The 19,250-nt window shown below is 68.9% G+C and carries 13 protein-coding genes and 1 tRNA gene; 8 read left to right on the forward strand and 6 right to left on the reverse strand.

Annotated features, from left to right (window positions below):
- Positions 1 to 2: 2 nt before the first annotated feature.
- Both ACFO8M_RS05495 and ACFO8M_RS05500 read left to right on the forward strand, forming a co-directional pair.
- The gene (locus ACFO8M_RS05495; protein ID WP_387971641.1) at positions 3 to 1,700 is read left to right on the forward strand and encodes an Hsp70 family protein; all 1,698 of its coding nucleotides are present in this window, start codon (positions 3 to 5) and stop codon (positions 1,698 to 1,700) included.
- Between the two features lie 157 nt (positions 1,701 to 1,857).
- Positions 1,858 to 3,051, forward strand: a complete 1,194-nt coding sequence (locus tag ACFO8M_RS05500; RefSeq protein WP_387971644.1) for an IS481 family transposase — start codon at positions 1,858 to 1,860, stop codon at positions 3,049 to 3,051.
- A 60-nt stretch (positions 3,052 to 3,111) separates the two neighbouring features.
- On the opposite strand, the gene ACFO8M_RS05505 is transcribed toward ACFO8M_RS05500, so the two are convergent.
- Positions 3,112 to 3,184, reverse strand: a tRNA-Arg gene (locus tag ACFO8M_RS05505).
- Positions 3,185 to 3,546: 362 nt separating this feature from the next.
- Here ACFO8M_RS05505 and ACFO8M_RS05510 point away from each other — a divergent pair.
- Positions 3,547 to 5,919, forward strand: a complete 2,373-nt coding sequence (locus ACFO8M_RS05510) for a ribonucleoside-diphosphate reductase subunit alpha (protein ID WP_387971647.1) — start codon at positions 3,547 to 3,549, stop codon at positions 5,917 to 5,919.
- Positions 5,920 to 6,030: 111 nt separating this feature from the next.
- A complete protein-coding gene (locus ACFO8M_RS05515) occupies positions 6,031 to 7,026 on the forward strand; it encodes a ribonucleotide-diphosphate reductase subunit beta (RefSeq protein ID WP_387971651.1) in 996 nt (331 codons plus the stop codon).
- 91 nt (positions 7,027 to 7,117) lie between these two features.
- On the opposite strand, the gene ACFO8M_RS05520 is transcribed toward ACFO8M_RS05515, so the two are convergent.
- Positions 7,118 to 8,989 (reverse strand): serine/threonine-protein kinase, encoded by a 1,872-nt coding sequence (locus tag ACFO8M_RS05520; RefSeq protein WP_387971654.1) that lies wholly within the window; start codon positions 8,987 to 8,989, stop codon positions 7,118 to 7,120.
- Between the two features lie 505 nt (positions 8,990 to 9,494).
- The gene (locus ACFO8M_RS05525; protein ID WP_449267467.1) at positions 9,495 to 12,881 is read right to left on the reverse strand and encodes an adenylate/guanylate cyclase domain-containing protein; all 3,387 of its coding nucleotides are present in this window, start codon (positions 12,879 to 12,881) and stop codon (positions 9,495 to 9,497) included.
- Positions 12,882 to 13,640: 759 nt separating this feature from the next.
- On the opposite strand from ACFO8M_RS05525, the gene ACFO8M_RS05530 reads away from it, so the two are divergent.
- The 3 genes from ACFO8M_RS05530 to ACFO8M_RS05540 all read left to right on the forward strand — a co-directional run bounded on the left by ACFO8M_RS05530 (position 13,641) and on the right by ACFO8M_RS05540 (position 15,536).
- The gene (locus ACFO8M_RS05530) at positions 13,641 to 14,207 is read left to right on the forward strand and encodes a hypothetical protein (RefSeq protein WP_387971660.1); all 567 of its coding nucleotides are present in this window, start codon (positions 13,641 to 13,643) and stop codon (positions 14,205 to 14,207) included.
- A gap of 469 nt (positions 14,208 to 14,676) precedes the next feature.
- On the forward strand, positions 14,677 to 15,225 hold the full coding sequence (locus ACFO8M_RS05535; protein ID WP_387971663.1) for a hypothetical protein: 549 nt from the start codon (positions 14,677 to 14,679) through the stop codon (positions 15,223 to 15,225).
- Positions 15,226 to 15,323: 98 nt separating this feature from the next.
- Positions 15,324 to 15,536: a hypothetical protein gene (locus ACFO8M_RS05540; protein WP_387971665.1), complete on the forward strand. Its 213-nt coding sequence runs from the start codon at positions 15,324 to 15,326 to the stop codon at positions 15,534 to 15,536.
- Between the two features lie 55 nt (positions 15,537 to 15,591).
- Here ACFO8M_RS05540 and ACFO8M_RS05545 read toward each other — a convergent pair whose 3' ends face one another.
- The 3 genes from ACFO8M_RS05545 to ACFO8M_RS05555 form a co-directional block, all read right to left on the reverse strand.
- On the reverse strand, positions 15,592 to 16,713 hold the full coding sequence (locus tag ACFO8M_RS05545; protein WP_387971667.1) for a GuaB3 family IMP dehydrogenase-related protein: 1,122 nt from the start codon (positions 16,711 to 16,713) through the stop codon (positions 15,592 to 15,594).
- Positions 16,714 to 16,736: 23 nt separating this feature from the next.
- Entirely contained in the window at positions 16,737 to 18,227 is a 1,491-nt protein-coding gene (gene guaB / locus ACFO8M_RS05550) for an IMP dehydrogenase (RefSeq protein ID WP_387971706.1), read from the reverse strand.
- A 230-nt stretch (positions 18,228 to 18,457) separates the two neighbouring features.
- Complete coding sequence (locus tag ACFO8M_RS05555; protein WP_387971670.1) at positions 18,458 to 18,649, reverse strand: hypothetical protein; 192 nt, start codon at positions 18,647 to 18,649, stop codon at positions 18,458 to 18,460.
- A gap of 157 nt (positions 18,650 to 18,806) precedes the next feature.
- Between ACFO8M_RS05555 and ACFO8M_RS05560 the strand changes: the two genes are divergently transcribed.
- Entirely contained in the window at positions 18,807 to 19,178 is a 372-nt protein-coding gene (locus ACFO8M_RS05560; RefSeq protein ID WP_387971673.1) for a DUF5319 family protein, read from the forward strand.
- Positions 19,179 to 19,250 lie beyond the last annotated feature (72 nt).

Below are 19,250 nucleotides of genomic sequence, written 5' to 3' on the forward strand. Positions count from 1 at the left end.
CGGTGGCAGTGCGAGGCGAGGCGATGGTCAACGTGGGGGTGGACCTCGGCGGCACCGCCCTGCGCGCCGCCTTCGGCCCCGGCGGTGAGGCCGCCGGGGCCTGCGAGGTGCGCGGGTGGCGCTGGCCCTGGCTGCTGTGCGAGGCGCCGGGCCCGGCGGGGCTTCCGGTCGAGTTCCCGAGTCTCAAGAGCCGCTTGGGAATCGCCGCGTCGGTGCGGGTCGGCGACGAGACCCTCGACCCGGAAGGGGTGCTGGCCGCCGGGTTGCGGGAGATCCGCGACACGGCAGTGAAGGCGACCGGGGCTCGCTTGGGGCATACCGCGATCGGCGTCCCGGCCCGGTTCTCCTCCCGGCAGCGGGGGGCGCTCCTGCGGGCCGCCGAGGCGGCCGGACTGCCGCAGGTCAGCCTGGTCTCGGACTCGATCGCCCACGTCATCGCGCACGCGGGCACCGACACCACCGGCACCTACGCGGTGTTCGATATGGGGTACACCGGCTTCGAGATCGGACTGGTACGCGCCGTCAAGGGCCGCTATCGGGCCCTCGCCTACGACGGCGCCGCCGCTCCCGGCGGCGGCTTCTTCGACGCACGCACCGTCGCCTCACTGCTGGAGTTCCTGCTCGCGGGCTACGGGATCAGCCCGCGCGAGATGCTGCGCACCGAGGCGATGCGGCGCGAGCTGCGCGCCGCCGCCGAGGAGATCAAGGAGCGAAGCGCGGGCGGCGACGGGACCTTCGACGCCCGCTTCGGCCTGCGGCACGTGCCCATCCGGCTCTCGCAGGCGGTCTTCGGCAAGGAGATCGGTCGCTTCGCGGCCGGAGCGTTCGATCGCATCGCGTACCTGTTGGAGGAGGCCGGACTCCGCAATGCGGACGTGACGGCGCTCCTGCTGGCGGGCGGCAGCACCCGGATGCCGGTCGTGCGCGACTTCGCGGCCGCCACAGGCCTGACGGTGACCGAGGCCGAACCGGGGTCGCTGGAGACCGGAGCCTTGCGGTACGCGGCCCAGCTGGCGTCCCGCCCCTCGGTCGTGGCCGACGCGCCTCCCGAACCCGAGGCCGAGGAGATCCCGATGCCCGCGTCCGAGACGCCGCCGCTCCCCGGGCTGCTGCAGGCCCCAACGGCCCCAGAGGAGGACAGGACCGACGCCGGCGCGGCGGCGGCACGGCGGCTGCTGCGGCACGGCCGCCTGGACGACGCCGAGCGGGCGGCTCGCGAGGCGGTGAACGAGGCCGAGCAGGTGCTGCAGGAGGTCATCGCCGCCCGCAGCGGCGCCGTCCAGGACCCGGACCGGCCACCGAGCCTGTCGATCGACTCCGAACGCCTCCAGGCCCGCGCGCGGAGGTCCTTCAAGCAGGGCGAGTTCCAGGAGGCCATCCACGTCATGCACGTCGCCGCGGAGCGCGGCGGTCCCGAGGTCTTCGCCGAAATGATCCAGATGCACTGCGAAGCGGCCATGACGAACCCCACCATGGCGAACTTCAAACGGCAGGCGGCCTGGCTCAGGTGCGCCATCGGCCACGACGCCGGCAACGTCCGCCTGTTCGACCTGCTGGCCGAACGCTGTCTCCTCCACGCCGAGGCCCTGGTCCGCATCGGCAGAAAGACCGAGGCCAGGGCGACCGTCGAAGAAGCCCTCAAATGGAACCCCGACCACGACAAGGCAAGAGCCCTCGGAAGAGAACTCAAACCCCGCTAGGTCGCGCCCGGGACGGGGAAACGCGGAAGGCCGGAGCCCCGTACGGAACTCCGGCCTGACCTGCTGTTGCTGCTGTGCCCCCGGCAGTGTGTTGGTTCAGGACATAGGAAACCCATGTCTCGGGTCATAGGAAACTTTCCACGGTCTGATCTGGGGCATGTCGAAAGCCCGCCTGATCATCACCGCCGTCATCCTCGAAGGCCGCTCCCAAGCCAAGGTGGCCCAGGAGTACGGCGTCTCGAAAGGCTGGGTGTCCAAGCTCGTCGCCCGCTACCGCGCCGAGGGCGCCGCAGCGTTCGAGCCGCGCTCGCGGCGCCCCACGACCTCGCCGAAGGCCACCAGCACCGACACCGTCGCCCTGATCGTGGAACTGCGCGAGAAGCTCACTACCGTCGGCCTCGATGCCGGACCCCACACCATCGCCTGGCACCTGCAACAACACCACAAGATCACGGTCTCGCCCGCGACCATCAGCCGCTACCTGAAACAGGCGGGACTGGTGGCACCCGCCCCGAAGAAGCGCCCCCGCTCCTCCTACATCCGCTTCGAAGCCGCCATGCCCAACGAGTGCTGGCAGGCCGACTTCACCCACTACCGCCTCGCTGACGGATCCGATACCGAGATCCTCACCTGGCTCGACGACTGCACCCGCTACGCGCTCTCGGTCACCGCGCACGAGCGGGTCACCGGCCCGATCACCCAGGGCACCTTCCGCACCGCCTGCGAAGCCCACGGCGTCCCGGCCTCCACGCTCACCGACAACGGCCTGGTCTTCACCACCCGCCTCCTCGCCGGCGGCCGCGGCGGCAAGAACGCCCTCGAAACCGAACTCGCCCGACTCGGCGTCACCCAGAAGAACTCCCGGCCGAACCGCCCCACCACCTGCGGGAAAGTAGAACGCTTCCAACAGACGATGAAGAAACACCTCGCCGCGCAAGTCCCGCAACCGGCCACCCTCGACCAGCTCCAGGCACTCATCAACGCCTTCACCAGCGAATACAACGAGCGCCGGCCCCACCGGTCGCTCCCGCACCGAGCGACCCCCGCCGCGATCTACACCACCAGGCCCAAAGCCGCCCCCGGCGATGCTTGCGAGACTGCCGAACCAGGCCGGATCCGCACCGACACCGTCGACAAAGCCGGGTCGGTCACCCTGCGCCACAACGGGAAACTCCACCACATCGGCATCGGCCGCATCCACGAAGGCACCCGCGTCCTACTCATCGTCGAAGGCCTCCACATCCGCGTCATCAACGCCGCCACAGGCGCACTCCTCCGCGAACTCACCCTCGACCCCGACCGCGACTACCAACCCACCGGCCGACCCAAAGGCCCAACCAGACCTGCATAGCAAAACAGGCCGAACCTTTGCAGGTTCGACCTGTTTCCGATGTCCTGAGACATCACACTGTGCCCCCGGCAGGATTCGAACCTGCGACACCTGGTCCCGGAAACCAGTGCTCTATCCACTGAGCTACGGAGGCATGCCCGACTGAATGGGCCGCCACGATGCTACCAGTCCCCGCTCGACTTCCCGCAGCCGGTTTGGCCGGTGAGGATCACACCCGGGGGACTCCGGCGGTTTCGCGGGAGGAATGTCGGACGCCGCGTCTAGGCTGACCCTCGAAAACCCCCGAGCCTAGCGGACACGCTGGGGGTTCGGTGTTCGAAACACCGGAAGACCGCAACATCTTGGGGCGACCCCAAGGGCCGACCACTACATGTATGATTCTGCTCTGTCAGGTCGGTGCTGTCAGCTCCCGTTCCCACTGCGTGGGGAGGGCGGCGCCGCCGCGCCGCCAGAGCGATCCGCAGCAGATCGCGCCAAAGACGAGGGGATGCAGAGATGACCGGGCTCGCCACCACGCCATCCGTCACCACCACCGCACCGCAGCAGCGGGAACCCGAGCAGGGTCCCGCCGCCCGGATCGCCGAGCGCATCCGCGTCCACGCCGCGGGACTGCCCGACGTGGACGCCGAGCGGGTCATCGCCCAGATCGAGGCCGGCCTCTGGCCGGGCGCGACCGAGCAGGCCCTGCGCGAGCGGGCCGTCGAGATCACCTCGTCCACCGTCGCTTCCGAACCCACGTACTCCAAACTCGCCGCGAGGCTCCTCGCCGAGCACATCGCGGAGGAGACCGCGGGCGAGGGCGTCACCTCGTTCACGTCCTCGATCGCCGCCTGCAACGCGAACGGGCTGCTCTCCCCCGAGCTCGTCGCGTTCGTGAACGCCAACGGCGCGGCGCTGGACGCCGTGATCGACGAGGCCGCGGACGACCGCTTCGAGTACTTCGGTCTGCGCACCGTCTACGACCGCTACCTGCTGCGCCACCCCGAGCACCGCTCCGTGCTCGAACGGCCCCAGTACTTCATGCTCCGCGTCGCGTGCGGGCTGAGCCAGTCGGTCGAAGAGGCCGCCGAACTCTACCGCCTGCTGTCGACGCTCTCGTACCTGCCGTCGTCGCCGACGCTGTTCAACTCGGGCACCCGCCGCCCGCAGCTGTCCTCGTGCTTCCTGCTCGACTCGCCGAAGGACGAGCTCGACTCGATCTACGAGCGCTACAGCCAGGTCGCGCGGCTCTCCAAGTACGCCGGCGGCATCGGCATCGCGTGGTCGCGCGTCCGCTCCCGCGGCTCGCTCATCCGCGGCACCAACGGGCACTCGAACGGCATCGTGCCGTGGCTGCGGACCCTCGACTCGTCGGTCGCCGCGGTGAACCAGGGCGGCCGCCGCAAGGGCGCCGCGTGCGTGTACCTCGCGTCCTGGCACGCCGACATCGAGGAGTTCCTCGAGCTGCGCGACAACACCGGCGACACCGAGCGCCGCACCCACAACCTGAACCTCGCGAACTGGATCCCCGACGAGTTCATGCGCCGCGTCGAGGCCGACGCGCAGTGGTCGCTCTTCGACCCGAAGGAGACGCCCGAGCTGGTCGACCTGTGGGGCGACGACTTCGACGAGGCGTACCGGGCCGCCGAGGCCGCCGGGAAGGCCAAGAAGGCCGTCCCCGCGCGGGACCTGTACGGACGCATGATGCGGACGCTGGCGCAGACCGGCAACGGCTGGATCACCTTCTCCGACACCGCGAACCGGACCTCGAACCAGACCGCCCGCAAAGAGAACGTCATCCACCTCTCGAACCTGTGCACCGAGATCCTCGAGGTGACCAACGACTCCGAGACCGCCGTGTGCAACCTCGGTTCCGTGAACCTCGCCGAGCACTGCTCCACCGAGGGCTTCGACTTCGAGCGCCTGGAGAGCACGGTCCGCACGGCCGTGAAATTCCTCGACCGGACGATCGACCTCGGCTTCTACCCGACCGCGGAGGCCGAGAAGGCCAACCGCAAGTGGCGCCCGATCGGCTTGGGCTGCATGGGTCTCGCGGACGTGTTCTTCAAGCTGAAGCTCGCGTTCGACTCCGAGGAGGCGCTGGCGCTCTCGACCGCGATCAGCGAGCGCATCGCGATCGTGGCCTACGAGACCTCCGCGCGACTCGCCGCCGAGCTCGGGTCGCACCCGAACTTCACGGAGACCCGCGCCGCCGACGGCGTGCTCCACTTCGACCACTACGCGGACGCCCGGGTGACCCTGGGCGAGCGCTGGGACGCGGTGCGCGCCCAGATCGGCGAGCACGGCCTGCGCAACTCGCTCATGATCGCGATCGCGCCGACCGCGACGATCGCCTCGATCGCCGGCTGCGCCGAGTGCATCGAACCGGTGGTGTCCAACGTGTTCAAGCGCGAGACGCTCTCCGGTGAGTTCCTGCAGGTCAACCGCCACCTGATCGCCGAGCTCAAGGAGCGCGGCATCTGGAGCGAGCAGGTGCGCCAGGCGATCGTGGTCGCCGAGGGCTCGGTGCAGGGCATCGACGTGATCCCGGCCGACCTCCAGGAGCGGTACCGCACCGCTTGGGAGCTGCCGCAGAAGGCGCTCATCGACCTCGCGGCCGCGCGCACGCCGTTCATCGACCAGGCCCAGTCGCTCAACCTGTTCCAGGCCAGCCCGACCATCGGCAAGCTCTCGTCGATGTACCGCTACGCCTGGAAGGCCGGCCTGAAGACCACGTACTACCTGCGCAGCCGCCCGGCCACGCGCATCAACCAGACCACCGTGAGCGCCCCTGCGGCCCAGCAGGAGCAGCCCGCGGAGCTGGAGATCATCCCGGCCGACATCGCCTGCTCCCTGGAGAACCCGGAGAGCTGCGAGGCCTGCCAGTAAGACCAGCTGAGCCAATTGACGGCTCGCAAGCTTCGCCGAGACCGGCGGGGGCCTTCGGGTCCCCGCCCATCCCCTGTCCACCCCACACCGCCAACGAGAAAGGACCCGCCGATGCTGCTCGACCCGGGCATGAACCTGACCCTGCGACCGATGAAGTACCCGGACTTCTACGACCAGTATCGGGACGCCATCAAGAACACGTGGAGCGTCGAGGAGGTCGACCTCGGGTCCGACCTGACCGACCTGAACGCGTTCACGCCCCAGGAGCAGCACCTCATCCACCGCCTCGTGGCCTTCTTCGCCACCGGCGACACCATCGTCGCGAACAACCTGGTGCTCAACCTGTACCAGCACATCAACTCCCCCGAGGGCCGCCTGTACCTGTCGCGGCAGCTCTTCGAGGAGGCCGTGCACGTCCAGTTCTATCTGACGCTGCTCGACACCTACCTGCCCGACCAGGAGGAGCGCGCCAAGGCGTTCGACGCGGTCAACAACATCCCCTCGATCAAGCGCAAGGCCGACTTCTGCTTCAAGTGGATCGACTCGGCCTTCGACATGCAGGAGCTCAAGACCGCCGCGGACCGCCGCACGTTCCTGCTCAACCTCATCTGCTTCGCCGCGTGCATCGAGGGCCTGTTCTTCTACGGCGCCTTCGCGTACGTGTACTGGCTGCGCAGCCGGGGCCTGCTCGACGGGCTGGCCACCGGCACCAACTGGGTCTTCCGCGACGAGTCCTGCCACATGAACTTCGCGTTCAGCGTGGTCGACATCGTGCGCCAGGAGGAGCCCGAGCTGTTCGACGAGCAGATGCGCCAAGAGGTCACCGACATGATGGAGGAGGCCGTCGAGGCCGAGCTCCAGTTCGCCGAAGACCTCATCGGCGAAGGCATGCCCGGCATGACCGTCAAGGACATGAAGTCGTACCTGGAGTACGCCGCCGACCAGCGCCTCGTGCGCCTCGGCATGCCCAAGAAGTGGGGCTCGGAGAACCCGTTCCCGTTCATGGCGCTCCAGGACGTGCAAGAGCTGACGAACTTCTTCGAACGTCGCCCGACCGCCTACCAAGTGGCCGTGGAAGGCAAGGTCGACCTCGACGAGGAGTTCTGATCTGAAGCCGCGTCACGTCTCCCAGACGCGGTGAAGGGCCCGACGCCATTGGCGTCGGGCCCTTTCTTCGTCCGTGAATGTCGTTGCGACGCTAGCCGGCCCGGGCGAAGGTCGAGCCCTTGGCCTCGGTGCCGTTCTTGAGTTTGGCGACGCACTGGAACGTGCCGTCGCCGGGGAGGTGCACATCGGTGAGCCAGTCGATCGAGTCGCCGCCGATGAGCTGCGAGACCGGGCCGCCGTCGACTTGGCCGTCGACACAGGCGGCCTTGACCGTCGCGTCGGCCCGGGCGCCGTCGGCATCGGTCACGCCTTCGGGAAGCTGACCGGTCGCGTAGGCCTCCCACAGGTGGGCGCTGTCGCAGTTGGCGGAGGCGAACGACGCGTCGAAGCAGGCCGGCTCGGGAACGCAGCCGACGCCTTCGGCGGTCAGCTTGCACTCGCCCTGGTAGTCGGCGACCGCGGACTGGTCCGCGAGGTCGGGGGCGTCCTCGCGGTCGAAGAGCCAGATGCCGCCGGCGATGAGCAGGCCGATCACGACCAGGCCGGCCGCGCCCATGCCGATGAGGCGGCCCATGCCGGAGCCGGTGTCGCCGTCCTTGAGACGGCGCTCGCGGCGGGTCATGCCGGTCTCGTTGCGGGGCGCCGGGACCGGGAGGCGCGAGTCGTTGTCGTCACGGGATCCGCCGGAGGCGAAGGACTTCCACGCGGTGGTCTCGTTCCCGAATTCGCCCTCGGGAGCCGCGGGGCTCACCGGCGGGGTGATCGGAGCGATCGGGGGGCTCATGGGCGGGCTCGGCATTCGAGCGGACCGGTCAGGGGTGACCATGGGGGGCGCGAACGCCTGCGCCGCTTGCGGTTCGGGGGTGCGGCCGCGGCGCTTGCCCGGGGCCAGGCGAAGCGTCGAAGGCGCGTCGGGGAAGGCGCTCGGGTCGAGCTCGGCGTAGCCGGGAGGCGAGGTGCGGGCCTCCTCGCTCGGCGGCGAGGAGTACGCGCCGTAGACGCCGACGCCTTGGGGCGCAGGGGAAACCGGCGGCGGGTCGTCGGTGATGCGCGGGATGAGCCCGGTCGAGGCCTCCGGGATGCTCGCGAGGAACTCGCGGAACTCGACCGCGGTCGGGCGCCCGCCGGGGTTGTTGATGAGCGCCGTGCGGAGCATCTCTAGCAGGAGCGGCGATATACCGGGGATCGCCGGGATCGGCTGGTCGAACAGGGCCGCGACGTCGTTGATGTCGAGCACCCCGTCGGTGGGGAACCGCGGCGGCGTGCCGCTGAGCATCGTGTAGAGCGTGGCCGCGAGCGAGTAGACGTCGGCCGCGGGGCCGACCTCGCGCATCTGGAAGACCTCCAGCGGCGCGTACGCGGGCGTGGCCATGGTCGAGACGGGCTCGCCGGGGCGGGGCGCGGCGATGAGGCTGGAGAGGCCGAAGTCGGCGAGCACGGCGTGGCCGTGGTGGTCGACGAGGAGGTTCGCGGGCTTGACGTCGCGGTGGACGATGCCGGCCTCGTGCGCCGCGGCGAGGGCGTCGGCGATGCGGATGCCGATCTCGATGGTGCGGTGCGGCGGGATCGTCGTGTGGCGGTCGAGGAGGTCGGCCACGGTCCCGCGGCAGCGCTCCATGACGACGTACGGGTTCGCCTGGTGGGTGAGGCCCGCGGAGAGCAGCGTGACCACGCACGGGTGGTCGGAGAGGCGCCCGGCGGTCTGGACCTCGTGGCGGAAGCGCTCGCGCGCGGCGTCGTCGGTGAGCGGCCTGGCCTCGATCTTCACGGCGACTTCGGATCCGTCGTCGAATCGGGTGGCGCTGTAGACGGTTGAGTAGGCGCCGCGGTCGATCTCGCGGAAGCCCGTCAGGCGCTCGATGCCCTGGAGGAGGGCTTCCGGGTCGGCTTCGGGGGGTGTGACGGGGGTGGTCGGGGAGAGGTGGGAACCGGTTGGAGCACCGTAGGACGAGATGGTGTCCACTGTGATACAGCCTCCGTTCTCGGCGACGCGTGCGGGTATGAGCCGAACTGGCGTCGGGCCTGGTGCAGGTCGGTGCGCGGATCGACGACGATCAGCGCGAGGGTAGTTTCCGAACCTCGGTCTGCATGCTCGGGCCTGGGGGATCCGAGTCATGGGACCTTTGACGCATAACGTTACGGCAACGCGCCCACGATTCTGTATACCCCTGGACAAAGAGCCAGCGATAACTGGCCGAAAGGTTGATATGTCGCTTCCATAGGGCGAAGTGTCGGTGGCCCATAGTGAATGGATCCCCCGTGTGGCGCGCGGGAGGACGGGCGGTCCGACTGGAACGGGCCCCGTGCCGCGAGGCCCCGGCCCGATAGGGCCGCCCGTCCACCCGCTGCGTCTCCCCCACGAGATCAAGCATCGCAGCCGCGCCCGAACCCTCGGCGCACAGGAAGTGCGTCCTTTCGGGACCGCAGGGATCCGGGTTTCACGAGACCGCGTTTCACCAGACCATCCCTCAAGAGACCGTGGCGCTCTCGAGGTAGCCCTCGGCCCACGCGGTGGACTCCGGGTCCTCGCCGAAGGACTTCAGCGTGGCCTGCGCCCACTTGCGGGCCGCTTCGACCTGGCCGTCCTCGTCGAGGAGGCGGGCGTAGCGGGCCACGATGGCGCGGCGCGGACGGCCGAGCGACGGCTCGTCGTAGTGCGCCGCAAGGGGTTCGAGCATCCGCAGGGCATCAGCGCGGTCGCCCTTGGCGGCGCGCACGTCGGCCAGGAGCGCGGTGTTGGCCGCGCGGCCCGGTTCGAGCACGTCGTCGGTGACGAGCGCCAGCGCCTCTTCCGCGGCGGCCTCGGCGGTGGCCAGGTCCCCGAGTTCGAGGGCGCAGTGGCCTCTGAGGTTGTGCGCCAACGAGATCAGGAGCGGGTGGCCGGTCTTGGTGCCGTATTCCTCGGCGCCCTCGGCGAGGTCGAGGGCGTGGTCGAGCGCGCCGATCGAGCGGGCCGCGAGGGCCCGCACGTACTTGGCGAAGCCGCGGCCCCAGTCGTCGTCGATGCGCTCGAAGTCGCGGAAGGAGTTGCGCGCGGCGATGTCGGCGCCGGCCGGGTGGCCGAGGGACACTTGGGCGGCGGCACCGATGGCGCGCAGCAGGCCGACGGCGAACACGTCGCCTGAGCGCTCGCCGATCGGCATGAACACATCGGACAGTCGCTTCGCCTCGGTGAAGCGGCCGGCCATGAGGAGCGCGAACGCGGAGACGCCGCGCACCCAGGCCCGGCCGACCAGGTCCATTTGGCGCGCAAAGGCTTTCGCCGCTTCGCGGAGCACGTCGTCGGCGCCGTCGAAGTCGCCGCGGGCCACCAGGACCCACGCGCGGTGCTGGAGGGCCCAGGCGAGGCGCTTGTCGTCGCCGACGCCGAACGCGGTGTCGTAGGCGTCGAGGAAGCGGGTCTCGGCCTCGGACAGGTGCCCGGCGAGGAAGTCGAGCAGGCCGATGCGGCACTGCGCGTCGCAGCGCGGCCCGGCGAGGCCTTCACGGCGCGAGAGTGCAAGGGCCGCAGTCCAAGCGGTACGGGCGTCCTGAAGCTCGCCCTTGTAGCGGTGCAGGCGTCCGCGAAGGAGCAGCAGCTGCGCCACGAGTTCGGCTTCGTCCTCGGGGAAGTCGTCGCCGAAGAGGCGCCCGGACGGGTGCTCTTCGTGGTCGTCGCTGGGGACGATGAGGCCGATGTCGATGGCGAGGCCCTCGATCTCGGCTTCGGCCTCGACGGTGCGGCCGAGGCGGGTGAGGGCCCGGCCGCGCAGGAGGCGGTCGTCAGAGCTCAAGGGCGCCAAGCGTTCGACGCCGTTGAGGAGGGCGACGGCGCGCTCGGGCTCGGAGGCGTCCATGGCGCGGGCCGCCTGCTTGCGGACGGCTTCGACGGCGAGCGGGAGGACGTTCCAGACCTCGTCGAGCTTCTCGATCTCGACTTCCTTGGCGAGGGTGACGGCCTGCTCGGCGTGGAAGACCACGAGGTCGTCGGCGCTCTGGCCTTCGAGTTCGGTGTCGGCGGCCCAGCGGGCGATCTCGGCGTGCGCGTGGGCGGCGTCGGCTTTCCCGATGGGCGCGTATGCGGCTTGACGCAGGAGCGGCGTGACGAAGCGGTAGCCGCCGTAAGAGCGGCGACGCAGCATGCGGCGGTCGAGTAGCTCCTGCAGTGCCCGGTCGAACTCGCCGGGAACTTCCTTTTCGAGCAGCTGCGCGGCTTCGGGCGGTACGGCGTCGCCGAAGATCGAGGCGGCGCGCAGGAGGGCGCGGGCCGCGGTGGTGAGGGCGTCGATGCGGGCGCCGAGGACCTGCGCGAGGTCGCGGGAGAGCACGCGTCCGGTCAGCGAACCCGCCGCGAGGCGCCAGTTGTCGCCCTCGCCTGAGAGCAGTCCCTGCTCGGTGAGGAGCGTGACGAGCTCGGCGAGGTAGTACGGGTTGCCTTGGGCGAAACCGAGAAGGCGGTCCTCGTCGGGTTTGGGCATGCGCCCGCCGCCGAGGAACTCGCGAAGCAGCCGGGCCGCGTCGGCGCCGGTGAGCGGCGGGAGCGGGTGGACTTCGGCCTCGGAGATGCGGGTCAAGACCCCGGACGAGCGCGTGAGTTCGGGTCGCCCGTAGAGCAGCACGAGCACCGGGCCGTGGATCTTGGCGAGCGCGACGCCGAGGGCGTCGATGCCGTCCGCGGAAGCCGTGTGCAGGTCGTCGATGTTGAGGACGAGCGGGCTTTGCGTCGCCATGTGGGTGATGAGTTCGGCGACGGCTTCGGGGATCGTGTACGCGTCGGACTGCTGGCCGGTGAAGCCGCCGACGCGGTCGGTGGCGCCGGGGCGCCCGTGCCCGAGGAGGCCGAGCAGGAGGGTGATGTTGAGGCGGCATTCGCCGTGGTCGGCGTGCCCGTCGGCGATGCGGCGGAGTTTCGTCTCGGCGGTGGCCCGGTCGTCGTCGAAGCGCAGGCCGGCGGCCTTGCGAACCAGATCGGCGAGCGGCCCGAACCGACGACCCTCCCCGTAGGGAGCGACCCGCACGGTCAAGACTCGAGCACCACGCTCGGTGGCGACGGTCCGCACCTCTCGGGCGAAACGCGTCTTGCCCATGCCGGCTTCGGCGGTGTGGATGAGCACCAAGGGCTCACCGCGGTCGATGACGGCTTCGAGGCGACCGGAGACACGGCCGATCTCGGTGTCGCGGCCGATGAAGGAAGCGGTGTCCCCGAGACTGGCCCGCGTCCCAGGCTCATCCTCGAGACCGAGGAGCTGGAACACCTCGACGGGCTCACGCTTGCCCTTGAGGCGCACGGGGGTGAGGCGGCGCCAGACGGCGGCGTGCTTGGTGGCGCGCACCGTCTCCTCGCCGGCCCAGATGGTGCCGACGGAGGCGATCGCGCAGATGCGCGAGGCGGTGTTCACGGTGTCGCCGATGACCGTGTACTCGAGGTTCGCCTGCATGCCGGCGACGACGAGGCCGGAGCGCAGCCCAATGCGAAGTCCGATGGGAAGACCACCACCGGACTCGGCTTTGAGGAGACGACGCACCCGTTTCTGCATGGCCTGAGCGGCGCGGATGGCGCGCTCGGCATCGTCTTCATGCGACAAGGGCGCACCGAAGACGGCCATGAGCCCGTCGCCCATGAGCTTGTCGACATGCCCGCCGAACGCGTTGACCGCGGAAACACATTCCGCCAGCAAACGGTCGGTAACGGACGAAACCCGCTCAGGGTCAAGACTCTCGGACCACGTGGTGAAGTCGGAGAGGTCCGCGAACAGCACCGTGACATAGCGGCGCTCCGTTTGCGGAGCGGTCGCCTCAGGGGACAGCGGCGCACCGCAGTTATGGCAGTAGCGCGCGCCGGGCACGGTGGGCACGGAACAGAATGGGCAGGTCACAGCAGCACCAACGCCGGGGGCAGGGTGTGTTGTTCCCCACTCCTTGTGGGAATGGGGTGCTTCTTGCGCTTCACGCTCGCAAGGATACGTGGCCTAGCTGACAGATACCTGTGTGCAGAGGCACAAATACCCTAGAGGCGGACCAGCCGATCAGCCTAAAGGCGGACCCCGCCAGGCCCAAACCGGACGCCCCAGCAGAACCCACCGCCCCCGCCGACCCCGATAAAATCAGCGCAGCCGAGCCAACCCCTCAAGGCTCCAAAAACGAAAGCCCCGAATATGGTCTCGCACCCCTCCACGACGGCAGCCCTTCGCCCTCCTCCGCCGAACCAGCGGTCGACTCAGCTGCGACGAGAAGTACCCGCGGCGCAGGCGACCGGAAAGTCCGTGCGCGATCCGAGGCGGAAGCATCTTCGCGAGCGGCGGCGAGCGCGAACGGCGGTGCCGTACCGCCGCTTTTGGGCACACCCCGGCGACTGGACCGAGCTGGCGGAGCTCCTCGCCGACGACGCACGCCCAGCCCCGCCGGACCGGATTCACATCAGGAAGGTCGACCCGAGGTTGATCGTCTCTGGGAGGCACTTGATCGGCACCGGGGCCGTCCGCATCGTCGCGAACAAGAAACTGTTCGGCTGGGCACTCGCCTTGGAAACCTCTATCTGGTCCGCGCCGGCGGAAGACGGCAGCTCATCGTCGTGCGCTGGGCGATGGAGCCCGAGCCTGGAAGCACTTCACCGACCAGTTGCAGGAACAGGTGCAATGAAGCCAGCCCTTCCCCGTGCGCTGACCGTCCGCTACAACCGGACCTTCGGCGCTTGGCTCGTCGTCACCGGATCCGCGGCACTGCTCGCGGTCCTCATCTACGACCTGCTGTTCGAGTCCGGCAATTCGCTTCCGTTCGTGTTCCCGTACTTCGTCGCCTCGTATGCTCTCGCCACCGGAGTGATCGCCGTGCTCCGACCCACTTACTTCACCTACGACACCGAGACCGAACGCATCGAGACCCGCGCCTTGTCGGGTGTCCGCCGCGACTACCCGAGGCCCGGATACGACTGGATCGCCTACTCGACCGATCCGCTTCAAATCCGCGAAGTCGCCCCCGGCGGCCGCAGCCGCCCCATCTCGATCTCCCACCTCTTCGCGGACCCCGAGGACTGGGCCGAATTCCTCGACCACCTCCTCAGTCTCAGCACCGCCGATGCCGATCCTCCATTCGACTCTGACCACGAAAGCCCCTTATGCCCCCTGAACCCCTCTCCTCGGATGTCGCTTCGCCAAGCAGCTCGCCGCCCGAACCCCCGCGGCATCGCCTCACGGTCCGAATGAACCGCCGCAGGCACCTGTGGACCGCCGTCGTCTGTCTGCCCTTGGCTTGTGTCCTCCCGTGGTTCTTCCCGAACGACCTCGACCCGACGAATCAATTTCTCTCGGGCTTGCTCTTGGGCGTGCCTGGCGGACTCGCCGGCGGTAGCATCGCGCTCTTGATGCAAAAGGCCTATCTGACCTACGACGTGCGAACCCGAACCCTCCGCGGCCCCAGCCGCTGGAGGAACCTCACGAGCTATCCCCGCCGCGGCTACGACCGACTGGAGTTCTCACCGTATGACGCTCGGATTTACGAGGTTCGCACAGACGGAAAACGACGTCGGCTGATGTTCAGACGTTGGGTCGCAGACCAGGGCGACTGGAGGGCGCTCGTCGACCTCCTGCTCACGCAGCAAAATGCGCGAGCGACATCGGCCCCCGCCGGGCGGTCCAAGCACGACCACAAGCCTTCCACGACAGGGGATCCCGCGTGACCTCTCAGCGTCCACCGAGACCACCGCCGCTGCCAGCGCCGCGCGATCCTTCGTGGCGGGCGGTCCGGGTCAACCGGCGGCGGGCCCGCTGGTGGATCGGCATCGGCGCGTCGAGCGCCCCGGTCGGATACCTGGCGCTCTCGCACACGATCGAGCCCTCCTACTACCTTCCCTGGGCCCTAGTCCTGCTCGGCACGCCGAGTTGGCTTCTCCTGCTCGGATTCCTGCTGCTGCTCGAAGACCAATACTTCGAATACGACATCGACTCGTGCGCGATCAGGGGCAACGATCCGTGGGGCGCCGATATCGTGCGTCGCTGGCGCAGGGAGCGCGGTCATCCCTGGGACCGTGGCAAAGGCGCGTATCCGCAGATGGGTTTCATCCGGCTCGAGTACTCGGTCGCGCTCGCCGAGATCTACCAGGTCCGCGAGGACGGTTCCCGAGAGAAGCTGTGGATCAGGGCGAAGTGGGCTGAGCGCTCGGATTGGGAGGCGTTCGTGCGACATCTACAGCGCTTCGGGGCCGTGATCGACACCGCATCCTGAAACGAGCCGAGGCCCGGTCCCACTAACGCGGAGGGAGTGAGCACAGTGTCGATGTCAGGCATTACCGGGACCGAAACGGCGGCGAGATCGACCTGATCGTGGAGGAACGTCGGACCGGCGAGATCGCCGCGATCGAGATCAAGCTGTCCTCGACGCCGAATCGCAAGCACGCCAAGCACCTCATGTGGCTGAGGGACAAGATCGGGGACCGGTTCAAGCTGGGTCTGGTCGTCCACACCGGGGACAACACGCTGTCGCTCGGCGATCGGATCTGGGCGGTGCCAGTGTCCGCATTGTGGCGGTCCGACTGAACGAGCCGAGGCCCGGTGCCGCTTTCGCGGGGCCGGGCCTCGGGTGTCTTGATGCTTAAGTGGTGACCAGGCTGGCCTTCTGGAATTCCTTGACCGTGGTGTAGCCGGTCTTGGCCATGGCTCGGCGGAGGCCTCCGAAGAGGTTCTGGCTGCCGTCCGAGGAATTGCTGGGGCCGTAGAGGATCGCCTCGAGGTCGGGGACCTCGATGTCGCCGGAGTCGCCCGGGCGGAAGCGGCCGCGCGGGAGCTTCGGGTGCGAGGCGGCGGAGTGCCACCAGGCGCCGGCGGCCGGGGACTCGGCCGCGTCCGCGAGGATCGAGCCGAGCATGACCGCGTCGGCACCGCAGGCGATGGCCTTGGCGATCGCGCCCGAGTTGGTCATCTCGCCGTCGGCGATGAGGTGCACGTAGCGGCCACCGGTCTCGTCGAGGTAGTCGCGGCGAGCGGCCGCGGCCTCCACGACCGCGGAGGCCATCGGGACGTCGATGCCGAGGACGGTGTCCGTGGTGGACCAGTCGTCGGAGCCGACGCCGACGATGACACCGGCGGCGCCGGTGCGCATCAGGTGCATCGCGGTCTTGTAGTTGGTGGCCCCGCCCACGACGACGGGTACGTCGAGGTCGGCGATGAACTGCTTCAGGTTCAGGACGTCGCCGTTCGAGGAGACGTGCTCCGCGGAGACGATGGTGCCCTGGATGACCAGCAGGTCCACCCCGGCCTCGACCGCGAGCGGCCCGAGTTCGGCAGTGTGCTGCGGGCTCATCCGGAGGGCGGTCGTGACGCCGCCCGCTCGGATCTCGGCGATCCGCTCGGCGATGAGCTCTGGCTTCACCGGCTCCGCGTAGATCTCCTGGAGCCGCTCGATCGCGGTCTCCGCCGGCGTGTCCGCGAGTTCCTTGAGCAGCGAGCTCGGGTCGACGTAGCGGCACCACAGGCCCTCGGCGTTCAGTACGCCGAGACCGCCGAGGCGCCCCATCTCGATCACAGAAGCCGGGCTCATCGTCGCGTCGGACGGGTGCGCCACGGCAGGGATCTCGAACCGGTAGGCGTCGAGCTGCCATTCGGTGGAGACGTCGTCGATGTCCCGGGTCCGCCGGGTCGGCACGAGCGCCACTTCGGACAGCCGCCAGCCGCGCGCCACGATCTTGCCGGGGCCGATCTCGACCAATTCCCGCACAGTCACTCCTCCTACAGGCCCGACTACCGTGAGTGGTAGTTGGGTGCTTCCACGGTCATCTGGATGTCGTGCGGGTGGCTCTCTTTGAGACCCGCAGCGGTGATCCGGACCAGACGCCCGCGCTCATGCATCCCCTCGATGGTACCGGCTCCGGTGTAGCCCATCGCGATGCGCAGACCACCGACCAGCTGGTAGACCACCTGTGCGAGGGTGCCGCGGTAGGGCACCTGACCCTCGACGCCTTCGGGGACGAGCTTGTCGTTGGTGTCGACGCTCTCCTGGAAGTAGCGGTCCTTGGAGTAGGACTTCGCCTGGCCGCGGGTCTGCATGGCGCCCAGGGAGCCCATGCCGCGGTAGGACTTGAACTGCTTGCCGTTCATGTAGATCAGCTCGCCGGGGCTCTCGGCGCAGCCGGCGTACAGCTGTCCCATCATGACGGTGGAGGCGCCGGCGACGATGGCCTTGGCGATGTCGCCGGAGTGCTGGATGCCGCCGTCGGCGATGACCGGGATGCCGCGTTCGCGGGCGACCTTGACGGTGTCCATGATCGCCGAGATCTGAGGGGCGCCGACGCCCGAGACCACGCGGGTGGTGCAGATGGCGCCGGGGCCGACGCCGACCTTGATGCCGTCGACGCCGGCGTCGATCAGGGCGTTCGCGGCTTCGGCGGTGACGATGTTGCCGCCGACGATGTCGACCTTGTGGCCGAAGTCCTTGGAGATCAGCGAGATCATGTCGAGCACGCCGCGGGAGTGGCCGTGGGAGGAGTCGACGACGAGGAGGTCGACGCCGGCCTCGACGAGCTGCCCGGCGCGGGCGTACTGCTCTTCGCCGACGCCGATCGCGCCGCCGACGCGGAGGCGGCCGGAGTCGTCCTTGGAGGCGTTCGGGAACTCTTCTCGCTTGGCGAAGTCCTTGACGGTGATGAGGCCGCGGAGGAACCCGTCGCCGTCGACGATCGGGAGCTTCTCGATCTTGTGCTTCTTGAGCAGTTCGAGGGCCTCCTCCTGGGAGACGCCCTCGGATGCGGTGACCAGGTTGCGCGAGGTCATGACGTTCGCGACCTTGACGGACTGGTCGTTCTCGAAGCGCATGTCGCGGTTGGTGATGATGCCGACGAGCTTGCCGGTCTCATCGGTGACCGGGAGGCCGGAGATGCGGTACTTGCCGCAGAGCTTGTCGACCTGCTCCAGGGTGTCCTCGGGCGAACACGTGACCGGGTCGGCGACCATGCCGGACTCGGAGCGCTTGACGAGGTCGACCTGCTGGGCCTGCTCTTCGGCCGGGAGGTTGCGGTGCAGGATGCCGAGGCCGCCGAGGCGGGCCATGGCGATCGCCATGCGGGCTTCGGTGACGGTGTCCATGGCCGCGGTCAGGAGCGGCACCGAGATGCGGATGTTGCGGGTGAGCTGGGAGGACGTGTCGACCTCGTTCGGGACGACGTCGGATTCGCCCGGGAGCAGCAGCACGTCGTCGTAAGTCAGGCCGAGCGGGATGGCACCGACCGAGCCCATCGGCACTGTCGTGCCTCCGACCCGCTCACCGGATGCACCTTCGACCCCTTGATTTCCGAAATCCCCTGAGAACGCCATGCACCAACTGTAGTGCCGTAACCTGCGTCGCTCCGAAGCGCACACGTCCCCTTGAGGTGTGATTCGCAGCGGAAACACCGCGCATTCAGGGGATGACCGGACGGGCCCGGCGGCAGTGCCGACAGGCCCGTTACGGGTTTGACCGCTATGTCCTAGAAAATATCTTCGACTTCCTCGGCGGCGGTCTCGAAGGCGTCGGACTCCGACACGGCGTCCCAGGCGTCGGCGGCGCCGTCGCTGACGTCCTCCCAGACCTCGGTGGCGTCGATGTCGGTGACCGCATCGGCGACACCGTCCACCACGTCGTCGAAGATCTCTTCCACGTTCTCGCCCAGACCGTCCATGGCCGTCTCCTCATTAGTGCGGTTGACTTGCGGCCCATGCTAACGAGCGGGGCGCACGTTGTCACCGCACGCCCACGAGGCTGGCACGCATCCGGGAGGTACCGCCCCGCCCCGGAGGCGCCCGGCGCGGTCGGTCCCAAGGGTTAGGCTGGTAGACGTGTATGAGGAGCCACGCGACCCGTTCGCCGACGATCCCGACCACGCGGAGGCGCTCGCCCCGTTCGAACCCGAACTGGACGACGACGACCGCGCGGACCTCCTCGAAGACCTCCACGAACTGGAGTTGTTCGAGAAAGTCCTGCATCCGCAGGGATACCGCGGCGTCGTGGTCGACTGCGACGACTGCGACGAACCCCACTACTTCACCTGGGGCCTGCTCATGGCCAACCTGCGCGGCCTGCTCGAGGCCAACTGCGCGCAGGTCCACGAGCCCGCCTTCGACCCCGACCCGGCCCACTACGTGACCTGGGACTACGCCCGGGGGTTCTCGGACTGCTGGGTCAAGAACCAGGGCGAGGACGCCGCTTAGGCGCAATGCCGTTCAGTTAAGGGCTGGCGATGATGGCGATGTCGAGGGTGGCTTTGTAGGTTCGCCTGTTCA

It is taken from the genome of Glycomyces rhizosphaerae (assembly GCF_042647865.1).
GTDB lineage: Bacteria > Actinomycetota > Actinomycetes > Mycobacteriales > Micromonosporaceae > Glycomyces > Glycomyces rhizosphaerae.